Source organism: Mucilaginibacter sp. GW822-FHT03E02 (assembly GCF_058801545.1).
On record NZ_JBXANJ010000001.1, the window covers coordinates 4,682,337 to 4,700,535 of the forward strand.

Annotated in this window: 14 protein-coding genes; 8 read left to right on the top strand and 6 right to left on the bottom strand. The window is 42.4% G+C overall.

Annotated elements, in window-relative coordinates; all coding sequences use genetic code 11:
* From AC1RM2_RS19510 to AC1RM2_RS19520, 3 genes are all read right to left on the bottom strand, one after another.
* A complete protein-coding gene (locus AC1RM2_RS19510; RefSeq protein ID WP_492986833.1) occupies positions 1-699 on the bottom strand; it encodes an L-ribulose-5-phosphate 4-epimerase in 699 nt (232 codons plus the stop codon).
* Positions 696-2,414 (bottom strand): ribulokinase, encoded by a 1,719-nt coding sequence (locus AC1RM2_RS19515; RefSeq protein ID WP_492986834.1) that lies wholly within the window; start codon positions 2,412-2,414, stop codon positions 696-698. The genes AC1RM2_RS19510 and AC1RM2_RS19515 overlap by 4 nt, the downstream gene beginning before the upstream one ends.
* 107 nt (positions 2,415-2,521) lie before the next feature.
* Positions 2,522-3,223, bottom strand: a complete 702-nt coding sequence (locus AC1RM2_RS19520) for an NUDIX hydrolase (protein WP_274211350.1) — start codon at positions 3,221-3,223, stop codon at positions 2,522-2,524.
* 307 nt (positions 3,224-3,530) lie between these two features.
* Between AC1RM2_RS19520 and AC1RM2_RS19525 the strand changes: the two genes are divergently transcribed.
* The 3 genes from AC1RM2_RS19525 (at position 3,531) to AC1RM2_RS19535 (ending at position 6,585) form a co-directional block, all read left to right on the top strand.
* Complete coding sequence (locus AC1RM2_RS19525; RefSeq protein ID WP_492986835.1) at positions 3,531-4,706, top strand: aldose epimerase family protein; 1,176 nt, start codon at positions 3,531-3,533, stop codon at positions 4,704-4,706.
* Positions 4,707-4,759: 53 nt separating this feature from the next.
* A complete protein-coding gene (locus tag AC1RM2_RS19530; protein WP_492986836.1) occupies positions 4,760-5,359 on the top strand; it encodes an RNA polymerase sigma-70 factor in 600 nt (199 codons plus the stop codon).
* Between the two features lie 203 nt (positions 5,360-5,562).
* On the top strand, positions 5,563-6,585 hold the full coding sequence (locus tag AC1RM2_RS19535) for a PDDEXK nuclease domain-containing protein (RefSeq protein ID WP_492986837.1): 1,023 nt from the start codon (positions 5,563-5,565) through the stop codon (positions 6,583-6,585).
* An 85-nt stretch (positions 6,586-6,670) separates the two neighbouring features.
* Here the strand turns inward: AC1RM2_RS19535 and AC1RM2_RS19540 are convergent, their stop codons facing one another.
* Together AC1RM2_RS19540 and AC1RM2_RS19545 are read right to left on the bottom strand one after the other, a co-directional pair.
* Positions 6,671-7,024, bottom strand: coding sequence for a hypothetical protein (locus AC1RM2_RS19540; RefSeq protein ID WP_492986838.1), 354 nt, complete (start codon positions 7,022-7,024; stop codon positions 6,671-6,673).
* 85 nt (positions 7,025-7,109) lie between these two features.
* A complete protein-coding gene (locus tag AC1RM2_RS19545) occupies positions 7,110-7,784 on the bottom strand; it encodes a cyclase family protein (protein WP_492986839.1) in 675 nt (224 codons plus the stop codon).
* 222 nt (positions 7,785-8,006) lie between these two features.
* On the opposite strand from AC1RM2_RS19545, the gene AC1RM2_RS19550 reads away from it, so the two are divergent.
* The gene (locus AC1RM2_RS19550) at positions 8,007-8,579 is read left to right on the top strand and encodes a hypothetical protein (protein ID WP_492986840.1); all 573 of its coding nucleotides are present in this window, start codon (positions 8,007-8,009) and stop codon (positions 8,577-8,579) included.
* Positions 8,580-8,603: 24 nt separating this feature from the next.
* On the opposite strand, the gene AC1RM2_RS19555 is transcribed toward AC1RM2_RS19550, so the two are convergent.
* Positions 8,604-9,650 carry a PDDEXK nuclease domain-containing protein gene (locus AC1RM2_RS19555; RefSeq protein ID WP_492986841.1) on the bottom strand — a complete coding sequence of 349 codons (1,047 nt, stop codon included), beginning with the start codon at positions 9,648-9,650 and terminating at the stop codon, positions 8,604-8,606.
* Between the two features lie 158 nt (positions 9,651-9,808).
* Between AC1RM2_RS19555 and AC1RM2_RS19560 the strand changes: the two genes are divergently transcribed.
* The 4 genes from AC1RM2_RS19560 (at position 9,809) to AC1RM2_RS19575 (ending at position 18,188) form a co-directional block, all read left to right on the top strand.
* On the top strand, positions 9,809-10,903 hold the full coding sequence (locus AC1RM2_RS19560; protein ID WP_492986842.1) for a FecR family protein: 1,095 nt from the start codon (positions 9,809-9,811) through the stop codon (positions 10,901-10,903).
* Between the two features lie 221 nt (positions 10,904-11,124).
* The gene (locus tag AC1RM2_RS19565) at positions 11,125-14,403 is read left to right on the top strand and encodes a TonB-dependent receptor (protein ID WP_492986843.1); all 3,279 of its coding nucleotides are present in this window, start codon (positions 11,125-11,127) and stop codon (positions 14,401-14,403) included.
* Positions 14,404-14,423: 20 nt separating this feature from the next.
* A complete protein-coding gene (locus AC1RM2_RS19570; RefSeq protein WP_492986844.1) occupies positions 14,424-15,983 on the top strand; it encodes a RagB/SusD family nutrient uptake outer membrane protein in 1,560 nt (519 codons plus the stop codon).
* 132 nt (positions 15,984-16,115) lie between these two features.
* Positions 16,116-18,188 carry an alpha-L-arabinofuranosidase family protein gene (locus tag AC1RM2_RS19575; protein ID WP_492986845.1) on the top strand — a complete coding sequence of 691 codons (2,073 nt, stop codon included), beginning with the start codon at positions 16,116-16,118 and terminating at the stop codon, positions 18,186-18,188.
* Positions 18,189-18,199: the final 11 nt, after the last annotated feature.

Here is an 18,199-nt window from a genome sequence, read left to right on the forward strand (position 1 = left end):
TTATTGGCCGTAGTATGAGTTTGGTCCGTGTTTACGCTCAAAATGTTTTTTGATAAGCGAGTCCTTTAAACGTGGGGCCTGGTTATTAATTTGCTCGGTTAAGTAGGCCATTTGGGCAACAGCCTCTAAAACGGCGCTGTTATAAACTGCCTTATGCGCTGTTTTGCCCCAGGTAAACGGCGCATGGTTGCCTACCAACACCATTTCTACTTCGTTATAATCCAGGCCAGCGGCTGTAAAATGATCCATGATCTGGAAACCGGTTTGGTACTCGTAGTCGCCCTCAATCATTTCATCGCTCATAGGCGGTGCACAAGGGATGTCGGCTGTCAGGTGGTCGGCATGTGTGGTGCCGAAGATAGGAATGTCACGCTGAGACTGTGCCCAGGCAGTGCCATAAGTGGAGTGTGTATGTACAATACCCCCAATGTTTGGCCAGTGTTTATACAGTACCGCATGCGTTTTGGTATCCGACGACGGGCGCAGGTCGCCCTCTAAAGTAACCCCATCAAAATCAACAATCACCATTTTCTCTGGCGAAAGATCTTCATAAGGCACACCGCTTGGTTTTATAGCAAAAACGCCCAGTTCCCTATCCACAGCGCTTACGTTGCCAAAGGTGAAAAGCACCAGCCCCAATTTGGGCAGCTGCATATTGGCTTCATAAGCCGCTTGTTTTATGTGTTGATACTTACTCATGCCAAAACAGAATTATCTTTAACGCCCTGGGTGGCTTTTGCAGCTATTTGCTGCGCGATAAAACTGCCCAAGGTTTTGTATTTATTGTAACGGGCCAGGTATAAGGCCTCTTTTTCTTTATTCGGATAATACTCTACATCAAATCCGCGGCCCATACCCTGCATGGCATCCTCAACCGTTGGATAAATGCCGGCAACAACAGCTGCAAACATGGCCGCGCCCAGTGCACAGGTATGTTTAAACTGGTGAATGCGGATAGGCATACCCAATACATCGGCCATCATCTGCATTACAAACGGCGATTTTTTGGCCACGCCACCAATACCAATGATACCTTTAACCGGGATACCTTCGCTGATGAAACGCTCCACAATGCTTTTAGCCCCAAAGCAGGTAGCTTCGGCCAATGAGCGGAATACCCGCGGCGCATCGCTGCCCAGGCCTAAGCCGGTTATAGCGCCTTTTAACTCCTGGTTGGCATCCGGTGTGCGGCGGCCGTTAAACCAATCGATAGATAATTCGTTATCAAAATCCAAAGGCAACAAATCGGCCTGGCGGCTTAATTCAGGGATGATCAGTTCGGCCATTTCGGCTTTTAACGCCTCGGCGGTTGCTGCGTCTATAATGGTTGATTGCGATAACAGGTTATTTAAAGGCCACAACAGCACATTTTTAAACCATGCATAAGTATCGCCAAATGCCGACTGGCCTGCTTCTAACCCCGTCATCCCTGGTATAACCGAGCCGTTTACCTGCCCGCAAATACCGGCCACCAGTTTGCCCTCAACCTCAACAGATGGCGCAACCAAAATATCGCAGGTGGATGTACCCATTACTTTACTTAAATGGTATGGCTCAATCTGGCCGCCCACCGCGCCCATGTGCGCATCAAAAGCGCCGGTGCCGACGATAACATCGGTAGATAAGCCCAATTTTTCGGCCCATTCGGCACTCAGTGTTCCCGCAGCCTCATCGGCGGTGTAGGTATCTTTAGATAGTTTACCGGTAATGCCCGTCAATAACGGATCAAGCGACGAGAAAAATTCGTCAGGCGGCAAACCGCCAAATTCCTCGGCCCATAAAGCTTTATGGCCGGCAGAACAGCGGCCACGTTTAATTTCTTTAACATCGGTACCGCCTGTTAACAGGAAGGGGATCCAGTCGCAATGCTCTACCCAGGAGTGCAGGGCTTCGTGCACCTGGGCATCAACCCTTACAATATGCAGCAATTTGGCCCAAAACCACTCGGACGAGTAGATGCCTCCAACATATTTTAAATAATTGATATCAAATTTTGTGGCATGTTCATTAATCTGGGCAGCTTCCAATACCGAAGTATGATCTTTCCATAAAATGAACATGGCATTGGGGTTTTGCTCAAAACCGGGGGTTAAAGCTAATGGCGTACCTGTTTTATCAACCGCTATTGGGGTCGATCCTGTAGTATCTACCGATAAACCTTTTACTGCTTTGGCCACTTCGGCTCCGCCTGCCTTTGCAATACAATCTTTTATAGTAGTTTCTAATCCTTCTATATAGTCAAGAGGGTGTTGCCTGAACTGGTTTTCGGCCGGTTTGCAAAATAAACCTTGCTGCCAGCGCGGGTAATTGAATACAGATGAGGCTATTTCTTCGCCGTTGTGCGCGTTGATTAACACGGAGCGAACGGAGTCGGAACCATAGTCCACCCCAATCACAAATTGGTCTTCTCTCATATTGGTTAAATAATTCGTGTTGAAGTAACACTTATTTTTTTACAATAAAAAATTTTTATTAAAAAACATTTAAATCGTTACTGAAACAGGGGGCTTAAAAACTTAGTTTAAAGTGTATCCGGGTTGGGGATAAAATTCATAAATGCCTGAAATTTAGCATAGTAGTTTTGCATATTCAGCTGGTAATAGTACGCGCCGCGTTTTGAACCTGCTTTATCTTTATCATTTAGTTTAATGAGCAAACCCGTGGCCAAAACGCGTTTGCTGAAATTGCGTTTATCAATCTGGGTGTTAAAAACGCTCTCGTAAAGGGTTTGCAATTGCGGAATTGTAAACCTTGCCGGTAAAAGTTCAAACAAAATGGGGTGCATGGCGGCTTTGTACCTGATGCGTTTTTTGGCTGCCTCTACCATTTCCTGCTGATCGAAAATGAGTTTAGGTACGCGTTTTAGCGGGAACCAATCTGCGTGGTAATCTTTACTAAGCTGTATCTCGTATTTATTGATATCTATTAATGCAAAGTAGGTAATTGACACGGTGCGTTCAATAGGATCGCGTTTTGTGCTGCCAAATGTGTGTAATTGCTCTAAATAGACGCCTTCGAGCCCGGTTAGCTGTTTTAAAATGCGGTTGGCGGCCTGGTCAAGGCTTTCGGCAACCTGTACAAAACCACCCATCAAACTCCAGTTCCCCTTCTCGGGTTCGAAGCCCCTTTTTATCAGCAGAATTTTTAAAGTATCGCCATCAAATCCAAATATAATGCAGTCAACTGCCAGTAAAAGTCGCGTTTGTTTCGAGTATTTTTGCATGTGATGGGGTAAAAAAAAGCGCCAAATGTAATTTTTTTGACCGCTAAAAATCTAAATATAATGCCATTTTACTGGCAAAATAGCTTTGAAATTGATTTAGCAGGCTTTATTGGTGTTTGGCTTACACCAATAAAAGTAAAAATATTTTAATTGTTTTTTTCACAATTAAATAAATTTTATTCTACCTTAGATTTTGATTAGGGTGGCCAATTGCCCCAATCACAAAACCAAACACCAAATTATAACCAGTTAAACCGCTCAAAAACTTCAAAAAAGTTTAAAAAAGCGACAAAAACTTTCAGGAATTATGCAAAAAGTATACAAAAAACAGTACTTAATTTACAGCTTCGCGTTATCGCTATTGGTAAGCTGCAGTGGCCCGGCCGAAAAAAAGGAAGCAGCGGCAGATTCTACATCAACAGTAGTCGCCGCGGCACCTGATGCCAAAAACTTTGAGGCTACTATAAACGGCAAGGCTGTTAAGCTTTACACATTAAAAAACAACAAAGGCGCCAGCGTAGCCATCACCAATTATGGCGGCCGCGTTGTAAGCCTGCTGGTACCCGATAATAAAGCAGCTTTAACCGATGTGGTTTTGGGCTATGATAGCGTAAAAACTTACCAAAAACCTAAAGAACCATTTTTTGGCGCCATTATAGGCCGTTATGGCAACCGCATTGGCAAAGGAAAATTTAGCCTTGATGGCAAAGCTTACCAGCTGGATATAAACGATGGTGTTAATACGCTGCATGGTGGCTTTAAAGGTTTTTACGCACAGGTGTTTGATGCCGCGCAACCAAACGACAGTACCCTTAACCTTACTTATGTATCTAAAGACGGCGAAGGCGGTTACCCCGGCACGCTTACGAGTAAAGTAACATACACATTAACAGCTGATAACGCGCTGAAGATAGAATATACTGCTACAACAGATAAAACTACGATAGTAAACCTTACCAACCATGCCTATTTTAACCTGAACGGCGCAGGCGACTCTACTATTTTAGATAACATAGTGAAAATTGATGCCGACAACATAACACCGGTTGATACCACACTGATCCCTACAGGGAAATTACAGCCGGTAAAAGGCACGCCTTTTGATTTTACTACTGCAAAAGCCATTGGTGCCAACATAAACGATAAGGACGACCAGCTGAAAAATGGTAAAGGCTACGATCATAACTTTGCGCTTAATAAGCATGATATCACCAAATCTATAGCTACAGTAAGCAGCCCTAAAACAGGTATTGTGATGGATATATATACCGACGAACCAGGCCTGCAGTTTTATAGCGGTAACTTTTTAACCGGTGCAACCAAAGATGGTAAAGGCGGTAAAGCGTACCTGCACCGTTCGGCATTTTGTATGGAGACACAACATTTTCCGGACGCGCCAAACCAGCCGGCATTTGCATCAACCGTGTTAAAACCGGGGCAAACGTATCATACTACAAGCATCTACAAATTCAGCAATAAATAAGTTTGTTTAAGCTAATTGGTGTTATCGTTTGATGATTATTAATCCGAATTGAGATGTTGGATACCGAAATAAAATATCTGCTAAATGATATTGCTTTAAATAACAACAGGGCATCCTTTAAAAGGGTGTACCTGTTTTATTACAGCAAATTATTTTGGTTTGCTAAATCGTTTGTAAAAACCGATGAGGCCGCCGAGGAGATCATAGACGATGTGTTTTTAAACCTTTGGATGCAGCGCGCGAGGCTAACCGATATTGGTAATTTTAGTAACTATTGCTATATGTCGGTTAAAAATAAATCATTAACACATGTTTCAAAAGCGAAGCTGAACCAGGTAAACATTGATGATGTTGAGGTAGATATTGCCGATTCGGCAGCTACAGGCGAAGACCGGCTGATCTGCAATGATACTACAGTGCTTATCAACAACTCGCTCAGTAAATTATCCGACCAATGCAAACTGGTTTTTAAACTGGTAAAAGAAGATGGTTTAAAATACCGCGAAGTTGCCGAACTGTTAAGCTTATCTATCAAAACGGTAGAATACCACATGGGTAACGCGCTGCGGCAGATTTCGGTCGGGATAGTTAATTCGCAAAAAGACCAGCTGCCTGCATCTGCTGATAGTACTTTTGTGAATAAACAACGATAAAGACTTAAAATAATATCTCCACTTTTAAGCCAGTACCTGGCTGCATTTATCTTTTAATGCCTCGTTCAATCAAGTAAGCTTTAATTACTATAGTACTTTTAAATTATTGGAACGATAATTATTCCGACTTAAAGGTAGTACTTAGTAATTTTTTTGTATACGTTAGCAATACGTAATTCAAGATTCAAAATATCAAAACTACCATGAATGGCATTGACAATATTCTACCAATAGCTAATGATATAAAACATCTAATTGACAATAGCAGGCAATTTGTTGCAGTCGCCGTAAATAGCGAGATAACATTATTGTATTGGAGGGTAGGAAAACGCATTAATGACGAGATTTTAGGTAGTAATAGGGCTGAGTATGGAAAGCAGGTTGTTTTAACTTTGGCTGACCAGTTAACCAAAGAATATGGTAAAGGCTGGGGTGAAATGCAGCTCAGGCAATGCATGCAATTTGCAATCGCTTTTCCCGACGAAGAAATTGTATACGCGCTGCGTATAGAATTAAGTTGGACACACATACGAATGCTTTTTCCAATAAGCGACTTACTAAAACGGGATTTTTATATTGCCATGTGCAGACTCGAAAATTGGTCATCACGGCAACTACAGGAACGTATTAAATCAATGTTATACGAAAGAACTGCAATTAGCAAAAAACCAGAATTAACAATTCAGCAAGATTTAAAACAACTCCAAACTGAACAAAAATTGAGTTCCGATCTCGTTTTCAGAGATCCCTACTTTCTGGACTTTTTAGGTTTAGCTGACGCTTATTCAGAAAAGGATCTTGAAACTTCAATCATTGCAGAATTACAAAGGTTTATAATAGAACTGGGTACCGATTTTGCATTCATGTCCCGGCAAAAAAGGATTACTATAGATAATCGGGATTATTATATCGATTTGCTTTTTTTTCATAGGAGGTTAAAATGCCTCGTAGCTATTGATCTAAAAATTGGAGAATTTGAGGCAAGTTATAAAGGCCAAATGGAGCTATATCTGCGTTATCTCGAAAAATATGAAAAAGTGGAAGGGGAAAATACGCCCATAGGTTTGATCCTTTGCGCTGGTAAAAATGAAGAACATGTCGAATTAATGCAGTTAGATCAAAGTAACATCAGAGTCGCCGATTATTTAACTGTATTACCTTCGCAAGAGATTTTACAACAAAAACTACATAGGGCGGTAGAAATTGCAAGGAGTAAAGCTACGTAGAGATCATTCAAATAAACTGTATTGCTGAATTAAGAATTAGATTCGAGGTGTCACATTCTCAAAAGAATTGCAGATCTTCAGTCTCCTACTTCACCAGCCGTAACTTCAAATACCCACCTAAAACAGATACCGGCGCAAAAATAAACATAGCAAATAATTGCGTCCAATGGCTGCCGGCAGATGTCAGCATCGATAAGGCGGCCAGCAAAAAGATAACTAAAGCTAAAATGAAATTTAGTGTAAGTTTTGTTTGCCTGGCTATCAATTGCAACATAAAACCGGCTAAAACCGAAAAAAATGCGCCATAAACTATGGTCAACATTTTAAAAGTGAGTGGCGCATCCTGGTGAGGAGGCTGTGCCGTTAATTTAAACAGCAAAACCGAGCTGACTGCAAAAACAGCATAGCCTGCAATAACCGATATTATCTTCCTGGTCATTTGGTGATTTTTTAATCAAATATCCGATATATAAATATAAACAGGCTATTGAAAATTGCTTTGTTAACACCATGAAGCTTCCTGATCAGCCCGCCACCATCGCGTAAGCCCTTACCGGGAAAGTGCCCACACCCTTAAATTTAGGTGGCACGGCGTTAAATTTATAACTATCCGGGGGGAGTTTGTCCAGGTTACATAAATGCTCTACTATTAAAATTCCCGCACCCAATAATGTGGTGTGTACCGGCCGGCTTTTGCCTGTAGTATCATCAATATTATGGCTATCTATACCAACCAGTTTTACTTCCTGGTCTTTTAAATATTGAGCGGCTTCGGCTGTAAGGTAGGGGTGGTTTTCAAAATAGGCGTCGGTATTCCAGTGTTTGCTCCAGCCGGTAAATACAATTACTGCCTTACCCCGTACGTTTTTATCACGAAAAAAATCGGCGCCAATTGCTGTTACATCGCAGGCATTTATGGTGATGGCCTCAAGGTTAGCAAATTGTTCAAGGGGAACTTCGGCCAGGTCGGCGCCATGTTCAAACCTGTGGAAAGGGCAATCAATGTAAGTGCCGGTATTGGTTACCATTTCAATTTTTCCTATCTGGAACTCTGTGCCGGTTTCATAAAGCCCTCTTGATTTTTCGCGACTTAAATAATCGCAAATGATGGGGGCTGGCAGGCCTTTATAGGTTATCAATCCGTCGAAAATAACATGGCTCAGGTCTATCAGTTTAGGGTTGTAATCGGATGGTTTCATTGGATGCGGGAACTGGTGATTTTTTAGTAAAGCTAACCTGATTTTTAATTTTCAGCGAATAATTTCGGCCAATTTAGCGCAGCCTGATGAGTTGGTGATATTTGCAATAGTTTTTGATAAGGCGGTAATATTAGGTGCTTGTATTTTTTCTTTATTATAGCTTTAGTATTACCTAATATATAAGTGTAGCTTTATCAGGTTCCGCAAGTTAAAGAACGCCATATGTTAAATGCCTCTATAAAAACAACAAGGAATGTAGCTTCTGCCAGCCTCGCGATTGTTTTTATTATTGATATTATTACTCCTCCTGCATTTGTAGTTGATATTTTATATATCTGCTGTATTCTCCTTGTGTACAGGCAAACCGATAAAACAATTATTAGCTTTAGTATTGCCGCCTGTATACTGATTTTTCTTGATGCCCTGTTTTTTAACAATCATGGAAAAATTAATCTATCCGAATGGGTTAACCGGGGAATATCGGTATTGGCTATTTTGGTTATTTCTTACCTCTCGATATTGTACGGGCGATTAAACCGGGCAGGCAGGCTTAAAGAAAAGCAACATTTAGAAGACCTGAAAGAAATGCTGTTTATAACATCGCATAAAGTGCGAAAGCCGGTTGCAAACATAATGGGACTGATTGAAAGTTTAAATGATACGAATGCCGATTTTTCGGCAGATGATTTAAAAAAATGTTATGTATACCTTCAGCTTTCGGCCACTGAACTGGACAGCTTCCTAAAAGAGTTAAGCTTGTTTATTGAAACGACAGAACAACATAGCAAGGCTTAACCGCGTAATTCACTCTCCATTTTTTTATTCCAACTGCTTTTTAAGGGCTTCTTTACTTGGTAATACCGCTTTATACTCTTTGGCAAATATTTGATTGTTATCTTGCGGTAGGGTAAATTCTATAACCGTTCTGTTTTCTTCTTTGCAAAGAATAATACCTATTGTTGGGTTTTCATCCTTTGTTTTTATTTTTCTGTCGTAATAATTTACATACATCTGCATCTGCCCGATATCCTGGTGTGTTAACTTCCCGATTTTTAAGTCGAAAAGAACGAAGCACCTAAGTAGCCTATTATAAAATACAAGATCGACAAAAAAGCTATCTCCTTCAAATGTGAAGCGGCGTTGCCGTCCTTCAAACAGAAACCCTTTACCAAGTTCCAGCATAAAATGTTCTAACTTATCTATAATGGCGGTTTCAAAATCATTTTCAGAGTATTTACTTTCTTCTTTTAACCCGAGAAACTCTAACACGTAATGGCTTTTAAGCGCATCGGCAGGCTTTTCTATTATTTGGCCTTTAGCTGCAAGCTGTTTAACTCCGTCTTTATCTTTACTTAAAGCTAATCTTTCAAATAACGCCGAATTATATTGGCGTTGTAACTCCCTCACCGACCAATTATTTGCCGCAGCTTCTATTTCATAAAAATTGCGTTCATCTTCGTTTTTAATTTTAAGCAACAAAACATATTGTGACCACCCCAATGGAAACGGGATGGGAGATTTCCCAGACACTGTCTGGGATTTTAATAGTTGATCGAATTTCCCAGACACTGTCTGGGAAATTCGATGTTGGTAGGCTATATAAAAGCCTCTCATATACTCCAGGTTAGAGACGGAATACCCTTTCCCAAATTCTTTATTTAATTCATTGCTTAAATATATTAGCGTTTCTTTAGCGTATTCTGCTCGTTGGCTTCCATGTTGCTCATCTTCTACAATCATTTTACCTATTTGAAAATAAGTAAGGATCATAGCAGCGTTAACATTCCTGACAATATAATGCTGTGTTTCGGCTATTATGGTTTTAATATTTTCAAAAAGCGGGAAGGGATTGTCTTTTGATTTCATTTTTATATGCTGCTATGTCAAAACTACTAAGAATCATTATACCTAATGATAGATGCGGGCAACAAAAGTCTCACGATAATCTTTTTTTAAAATAATTTTCATTTCCCACCAGGGTGTTTCCATTAATTACAGTCTTTACAATTAGAGAGACGTAAATAATGATCAACAATATCTGGATACTTATTGGTAAAAAGTTAAGTGGGGAGGCTACCGCCGAGGAGTTGGCCGAACTTGAAGAACTTTTGCGGCAAGGCGGTACCGATTTATATCCGGTTGATTTACTGGAAAATTTATGGCGCGAAGAAAATAAAATAAAAGCCGACGACAAGCTGGAAGCCAAATGGGCTGCCTTTGAAGATAAACTTGACGTAGCCGATAAAGCAGAGGCCGACGAGTTGGCCCAATCAGAAAATCAGGAGCACGGTAAATCCAAATCGGGCATTATTAAGTTTCTTAAGTTTTTTTCGATGGTAGTGGCCGCTTGTTTTGCGTTGGTGTTTTTTGTGATAAATAAAAAAGATGTAACAGGCCCTGTTAAGTCAAACCAAATAACCGCTCCACAAAACGGGATCAGCAAAATTCAGCTATCCGATGGCACCAGGGTATGGCTAAACGCCGGCAGTAAACTGATTTATGATGCCAGCTACGGGCTTGAACAAAGGAAAGTTAGCCTGCAGGGCGAGGCGCTGTTTGATGTGGTTAAAGATGCACAACACCCGTTTATAGTTACCACATCAACAATCAGCATTAAAGTATTGGGCACCCGGTTTAATGTAAGGGCCTATAATAACGATAAAACATCCGAGGCATCGCTGATACATGGGCGTATAGAGTTAACCATTTTAAAAACCCCCGAAAAAAAGATCATTTTAAAAGCAGCCGATAAGCTCACCATTAATAATGAGCAGCCGGTTTTAACAGGCAAGGCATTAGTACCATCGGATAAAAGTATAACCGAAGAAACGCCATTGATGGTTTTGGGGCAGATTCACCAGGCCAAAAAAGATACGCTGCCTTCTGAAGCCATGTGGGTTGAAAACAAGCTTGCTTTTGACGCCGAAGACTTTGAAAGCCTGGCCAAACAGCTGGAACGCCGCTATAATGTTACCATTATTTTTAAAAACGAGGACCTGAAAAAACTAAGGTTTACCGGCAAGTTTAAAAACGAAACCATAGCCAAAGCCTTAAAAGCACTTAAAACAACAACCTACTTCCATTATAAAACCGACAATAATCAAGTTTTAATTTATTAACCATTAAACCATTAATCAAATAGCCTATGCTTAAATAAGTATCTAAACTGAAAACCAAAAAGCGGGAAAATGTTCCACCATTCCCCCGCTAATACGGTAAAAGTTAACTACCAGCCCTTTTGAAAACCAAATAGTTAAAACAACCTTAATGCTAAATTATGAAAAAAAATGTACCCCGCATTAACCAAGTGCGGTTAAACCAATTTTTGAAAATATTTCTTATGTTTAAATTTATCCTTGCCCTGGTGATTGTATCGTCATTTCAGGTTTTTGCAAAAGGATATGGCCAGACAGTTATCAATGTTAATTTCCAGAATGTTACCTTAAAAAAGGCGTTCAAGGAGATCGAAAAAAAATCTGACTACCGCTTTTTGTATAATGACGATATACTGGCAAAAAATGAATTGCCCGCCAGCCTTAACGTTGCCAATGCATCGTTAGATGAAACAATGGCCGCCCTGCTTGCCAAAACCAACCTGGTTTACAAGCTGAGCGAAAATAACCTGGTGATACTGTCAGAAAAAGGTGCCACGGTATCGGTACTTACCGTAACCGGTAAGGTTACCGACGAGGCTGGCATGCCTATGCCCGGCGTAAGCATCAAAGTAAAAGGAACAAGCGCCGGTTCACAAACCGATGTTCAGGGAAGGTATGTGCTAAATATTCCGGATGCCAGCGCCAGTAACGTGGTGTTGGTGTTTTCGTTTATAGGATATACTACGCAGGAAGTACCGTTAAATGGCGGCTCGTCGCTTAATGTTCAGCTTAAAGCATCGTCAAATTCATTAAACGAGGTTATTGTTGTTGGGTACGGATCGGTAAAAAAGAAAGACCTTACAGGTTCTGTATCTGTGGTAAACGTTGATAATGCCAAAAAAACAGCATCATATGATGTGGCCAAGTTATTACAGGGCCAGGCAGCCGGTGTAAGTGTACAGGGATCTGGCGAGCCGGGTGGCTTTGTACAAATCAAAATCAGGGGTATATCTACATTTGGTAACAACAGCCCCCTGTTTGTTATTGATGGCGTGCCCGTTGATGCCCCGTTTGATTTCCCTACCGATAATATAGAAACCATACAGGTATTAAAAGATGCATCCGCAGCTGCAATTTATGGTTCGCGCGCGGCAACAGGTGTGGTTATCATCACTTCTAAAAAAGGTAAATCGGGCCCTTTAAGAGTTAATTATAACGGCTATTACGGCCTGCAAAATATTGCCAAACGGATGGATGTTACCGATAGGGTAGGTTATCAAAAAATAACTACCGCAGCGGAGTTAAATGCCGGCTTAACCATAGCCCCGGCAAATGATCCTTCAAACGCGGCTTTCATCAGTAAAACCAATACCGACTGGCAAAAAGAAATGTTTAAAACCGGTAAAATACAGGATCATAACCTGAATTTATCCGGCGGCAGCGATGCTATAAGTTACAACGTTGGCCTTGGTTATTTTGATAACACCAGCACATTATCGGGCCCGCAAAGCTACAAGCGTTATAACTTTACCGGTAGTTTCCAGGGTAAAAAAGGGATATTTAGCTTTGGTGGTAAAACAGCCTACACCCAATCGCATAAAAATAACCCGGCTATTACAAGTTCGCACGCGGTATTTGGCGGTGGCCTTACCAGCATGCTAACTGCTATACCAACTATGCCGGTTTATGACCCTAACAGACTGGGCGGATACGGCGGCAGCGATAACGTAACCCAAAGGGCTATTACCCTTAACGTTATTGGTATGAATAACCTGGTAACCGATTACAGCAATCGTAACAGGATGTTTGGCAATTTTTGGGGCGAACTGGAGCTGGTTAAAAACCTTAAATACAAGGTTAACGTAAGCTACGACCGTACCGATTATGAGAACTTTCACTACGAACCATCATACGATCTGGGTTTTTACTACCTGAATACCAAATATTACCTTAACGATCAAAACGGTAACGCGCATACTGGCCTGGTTGAAAATACCTTATCGTACCAGTTAACCGCGGGCAAACACAAGCTGGATGTTTTGGCGGGTACATCATACCAGGAAGATCATAACCAGTTTGTTACCGGTACAGCATCGGCAGCCGGCAGCCTTCAGTTTTTTACCTTTGGCTCCATTGCCGATCCAACCTCAAAAGGTTTAGATGGTTATAAAGATGCCAGCACCTTGTTATCATACTTTGGCCGGTTAAACTACAACTACGATAGCCGTTACCTGTTAACCGTAAACTTCAGGCGGGATGGTTCATCAAGGTTTGGTCCTAAAAACCGCTTTGGTAACTTCCCTTCAATTGCCGCAGCATGGAATGTGGGCAACGAAAAAGCTTTCCATCTGCCATCATTTATCAGTAGTTTAAAACTAAGGAGCGGATACGGCTCATTAGGGAATCAAAGTTTTGGTGACTACCTTAATACTGGTTATGTAAATGGCAACGCCAGTTACGTTTTTGGTAATACACTGGCACCCGGCGCGGCAGTAATTGCAGTGGCCGATCCAAATGTTAAATGGGAAGCAACAACTACAAGCAACGCTGCTATTGACTTAGGCATTTTTCAAGAAAAGCTTACGTTTACGGCGGAGTATTTTTATAAAAAATCAACCGATATCTTAGCCAGTATTCCTTTGCCTTTATCGGTAGGTTCGGTTCCTAACTTTGTAGTTACCAATGCGGCATCAACAGAAAATAAGGGCGTTGAGTTTTCATTGAGTTATCACGAAACCATTGGTAAACTACAATTGAATGTTACCGCCAATGCAAATACGCTTAAAAATAAAGTTTTAAAATTGGGCGGCACCAACAACCCTATATACGGGGCCGGAAGTAAAACAGAAGTTGGCCGCGAAGTGGGCGAACTATACGGTTTTGTTACCGAAGGCATATTCCAAAACCAGGCCGATATTACCAGCCATGCTACCCAAACATTGGCAGCACCTGGCGATGTTAAATTCAAAGATATTAACGGCGACCACGCAATTACCGATGCCGACAGGGTTTACCTGGGTTCTGTAATCCCTAAACTTTACTACGGCTTAAATGTGGGCGCATCATATCAAAACTTTGATGCCTCATTCTTCCTGCAAGGTAGTTCAGGTAATAAAGTATTTAACGGTGTATATCATGACCTGATGGTTGGCCAGTACGGCAACTCATCAACAGCCGAACTGAATTTCTGGACCCCGACCAATACCAATACCAACATACCGCGACCAATCATTGGCGACCCGAACGGCAACTCGCGCTTCTCTGATCGTTTTGTGGAAAGCGGCAGCTATATCAAATTACAAAACGCGCAGTTAGGTTATACCATACCTAAAAATATTTTAAATAAAACACATGTTTTCAGCAGCTTAAGAGTGTATCTGTCTGGTCAGAATTTATTGATCATTTCTAAATACCGTGGCTACGACCCTGATTTTATAAGCGACGGTTTATTTAGCCGTGGTTATGATTATGGATCGTTTCCAAATCCAAGAACGGTTATGTTAGGTGTACAGGTAGGATTGTAAAATTTATTAAAAACAGAGTCATGAAAACAAACACAAAATATTTTATATGGGCATTCGCAGCTGTAGTATGCCTTAGCGCCTGTACTAAGAAGTTAGACCAGGTAAATCCAAATCAGCAAACAGCAGCGTCATTCTGGAAAACGCAGGCCGATGCCATCGCGGGCTTAAATGCCGCTTATGGCAGTTTAATTATTGATGGTACTTACATGCGTTTTACACCGGCTATGCTGGATATCAGGGGCGACGATGTACGCAGCAACAGCCCATGGACAGCATTTTATAACATTGGCAGGTTTGCATTAGGTACTGCCGATGGCGCAGGCTACGGCTGGGCTTATGGTGCTTATTACGAAGGCGTTGCCCGTGCCAACCAGGTGCTTGATAATGTGCCAAACATTACAATGGATGCCGGCTTAAAAAGCCGCATACTTGGCCAGGCCCATTTTTTAAGGGGATTGTACTTTTTTCACCTGGTTAACTTTTTTGGCAAGGTATCGTTACCTACCCATTATGTAAAAACATCGGCCGATTATTTTGTAAAACAATCAACCGAGGCCGAAGGCTGGAAACAGGTAGAAGATGATTTTACAGCGGCTGCTGCTTTGCTGCCGGCATCCTATACATCAACCAACGGACCGGATGCAGGCCAGATTGGCCGCGCCACCAAAGGTGCCGCCATGGCATTCCTGGGCAAAGCTTTATTGTTTAACAAGGATTTTGCTGGTGCCGCTACGCAGTTTAAAGCGATTATTGACGCAAACGTGTACAGCCTGGTTGCAAACTATAAAGACAACTTTACCGAAGCCAACGAAAATAATTCGGAATCGATATTTGAAGTGCAGTTTTCACGCGATGCCGGGGGTACAGACCTTGGCTGGGGCGGTGCGCCGGTATCAACCTGGGGCCGTACATCGGCAAGGGCTATTACATTTGCTCCGCGCAGTTTTGGGTGGACAGACGTGCAGCCTACATTTTCGGCATTGAACGAATACATGATCGAAAAAACAGTTGACGGTAACGTTGACCCAAGGGTTGATGCCACCATTTATTACAACAAGCCTGGCGAGACCTTGTATGGCCAATCGTTTTTTGACAGATACAAGAATAACCCTGCCGATTTGAACGACATATTTTGCCGCAAATATGAAAACGGTGATACCCGTGCCGATGAATTTGACTGGCGCTCGGGCATCAACGAAAGGATTATGCGCTACGCCGATGTATTGCTGATGTATGCCGAGTGCCTGAACGAGACCGGCCAAACAGCACAGGCTTATCCATACATCCAGATGGTACGCACCAGGGCTAAATTGCCCAATTTGGCAACTACCAAACCAGGCATGAACCAGGCCCAGATGCGTGATCAGCTTGCACATGAAAGGTTGTTGGAGTTTTGTTTGGAAGGTCACCGTTTTGATGATATCCGCCGTTGGGGATGGTTGCAGGATCCGGCCAAACTGGCTTTATTAAAATCGCGCGATGCCGAGTTTAATACTTACCAGGCCGGCCGGGAATATTACCCTATTCCGCAATCAGAAATTGATAACAATCCGGGCTTTAAACAAAACGCTACTTATTAAGCAAAGTTAAACGTTATGCAGGGGCGCCCATTTTGCGCCCCTGCATAAAAATAAACAATTGAGATCAGGTTGAAGCTGTGCCGTTTTTTATAAACGGTGCAGCTTATTTAACTCCAAACAAAATATTTTGCGGTGATAAAAAAACTTTGCTACATGGTTTGCCTGTGCTTCCTGTTACAACAACAGGCCAAAGCGCAGTTGGCAAATCAAAAGGAAGCCGTTATTGATATTACTATTGATGCAGGCCATAAGGGACCGGTAATATCAAAGCTGGTGTACGGGCAGTTTATTGAACTGCTGTTTAATTATTTTGAAGGCGGCTTGTGGGCCGAAATGCTGGGCGACAGGAAATTCTTTTACCCGGTAAATTCAAACGGAAAATTAATACCTGGCAACTCCCGTAATTATTTAGGCAGATGGAAGCCGCTTGGGCCGGATGCATTTGTAAAGATGGATACCCTGAACGCCTACACCGGCGAGCATTCGGTTAAAGTTATTATGGATACTAAAGCAGCGCATGGCATAGAGCAAGGGGGGCTTACCTTTTTAAAAAATAAGGCTTATGCCGGTTATGTAATTGTTAAAGCCAAAAAAGGTACGATAATAAACATAGATGTTGTTGCTGATGATAACTTAGGTAACCTGAACATCGCCCTTCCTGTTACAACCAGCGGGTTTCATAAATACCCTTTTAAATTTAGGGCTACTACAGGCAAAGCCACTTTTGAAGTATGGGCAAAGGGTAATGGTTCCTTTAATATTGGCGCGGTTTCTTTAATGCCTGCCGATAACGTGCAAGGTTTCAGGGCGGATATTTTACGGGATTTAAAGTCAATGAATTTGGGCATCATCCGCTGGGGCGGTAATGCATCATCCGGTTATGATTGGCGCAATGGTATTGGCGACAGGGACAAACGCGCCCCCAAATATGATTACGCCTGGAGCGCCATGGAGTCAAACGATGTGGGCACAGATGAGTATATGACCCTTTGCAAGTTACTGAATGTGGTGCCCTACATTGGCGTAAACGCCGGTTTTGGCGAGGCATATTCAGCGGCTCAATGGGTACAATATGTTAATGGCACCGCGTCAACGCAGATGGGTAAACTAAGGGCTCAAAACGGACATCCGCAACCCTATCATGTAAAATGGTGGGGTATAGGTAATGAGATGTATGGCGAGTGGCAGCTGGGCCACATGCCCATAAAATACTACGTGATAAAACACGAGGTTTTTGCCCGGGAAATGAAAAAGCAAGACCCATCAATAATACTGGTAGCATCCGGTGCATCGCCATTTGAAATGGGCGCGACATCGGTATATGTTAGCCACCCCGAAATTGCACATGTGCCGTATAGCTACGGCTCGGAACAGGATTGGTCGGGCAATTTACTGGCCCACGATGCCAGGTACATGAATTTTATAGCCGAACATCTATACCCCATATCCGATTCGGCTTACAACGAAAAAACGCAGCGGTTTGATCATGTGAACGATTCGTTGCCGCAACGCATCAGGCGCCTGCCCAACCGCATCAAAGGCGCGGCCGAAGCTTTTGAACAATACACAAAAACTATCCCCGAAATAAAAAGCAGGAATATCCTGATGGCGATGGACGAATGGCGTATGAAGGATGGCTGGGGATTAGAAGACGCGTTGGCAACCGCCGAAGGCTTTAATGAGATAGCCCGCCATACCGATATTATCAAAATGTCGGCCTATACATCAACAAGCGCACCGCTGGGTTTGCTTTACAGCGCGACTGCAAGCGCTATGCAGCCCAATGGCCTCGTTATTAAACTATATGCCAATCATTTTGGCAGTATTCCGGTGATGGTAAGCGGCAACGCCAATCAGCCCCAGGTTGCCGGTACCACCGGTGCCGACAGGCCCGCTACGTCATCAGGTAGCAGCACTTATCCATTAGATGTAATGGGCGCGCTTACAAACGATGGTAAAAAAATAACCATCGCGGTGGTTAACCCAACAAGGCAAATACAAACACTACATGTACTATATAAAAATATAAGTATTGCTGCCGATGGGCAAAAATGGACTATAGCAGGCAGCGACTTAAAAGCCATCAACGTACCAGGTGCTAAACCAACCGTAAGTATTATACCTTCGGCAGTTAAAGATGCCGGTCAGGCACTTAGCACCGGGCCTTTAAGTGTAACACTATTTGAACTAAACATTAAACAATAACAAAACCGGGA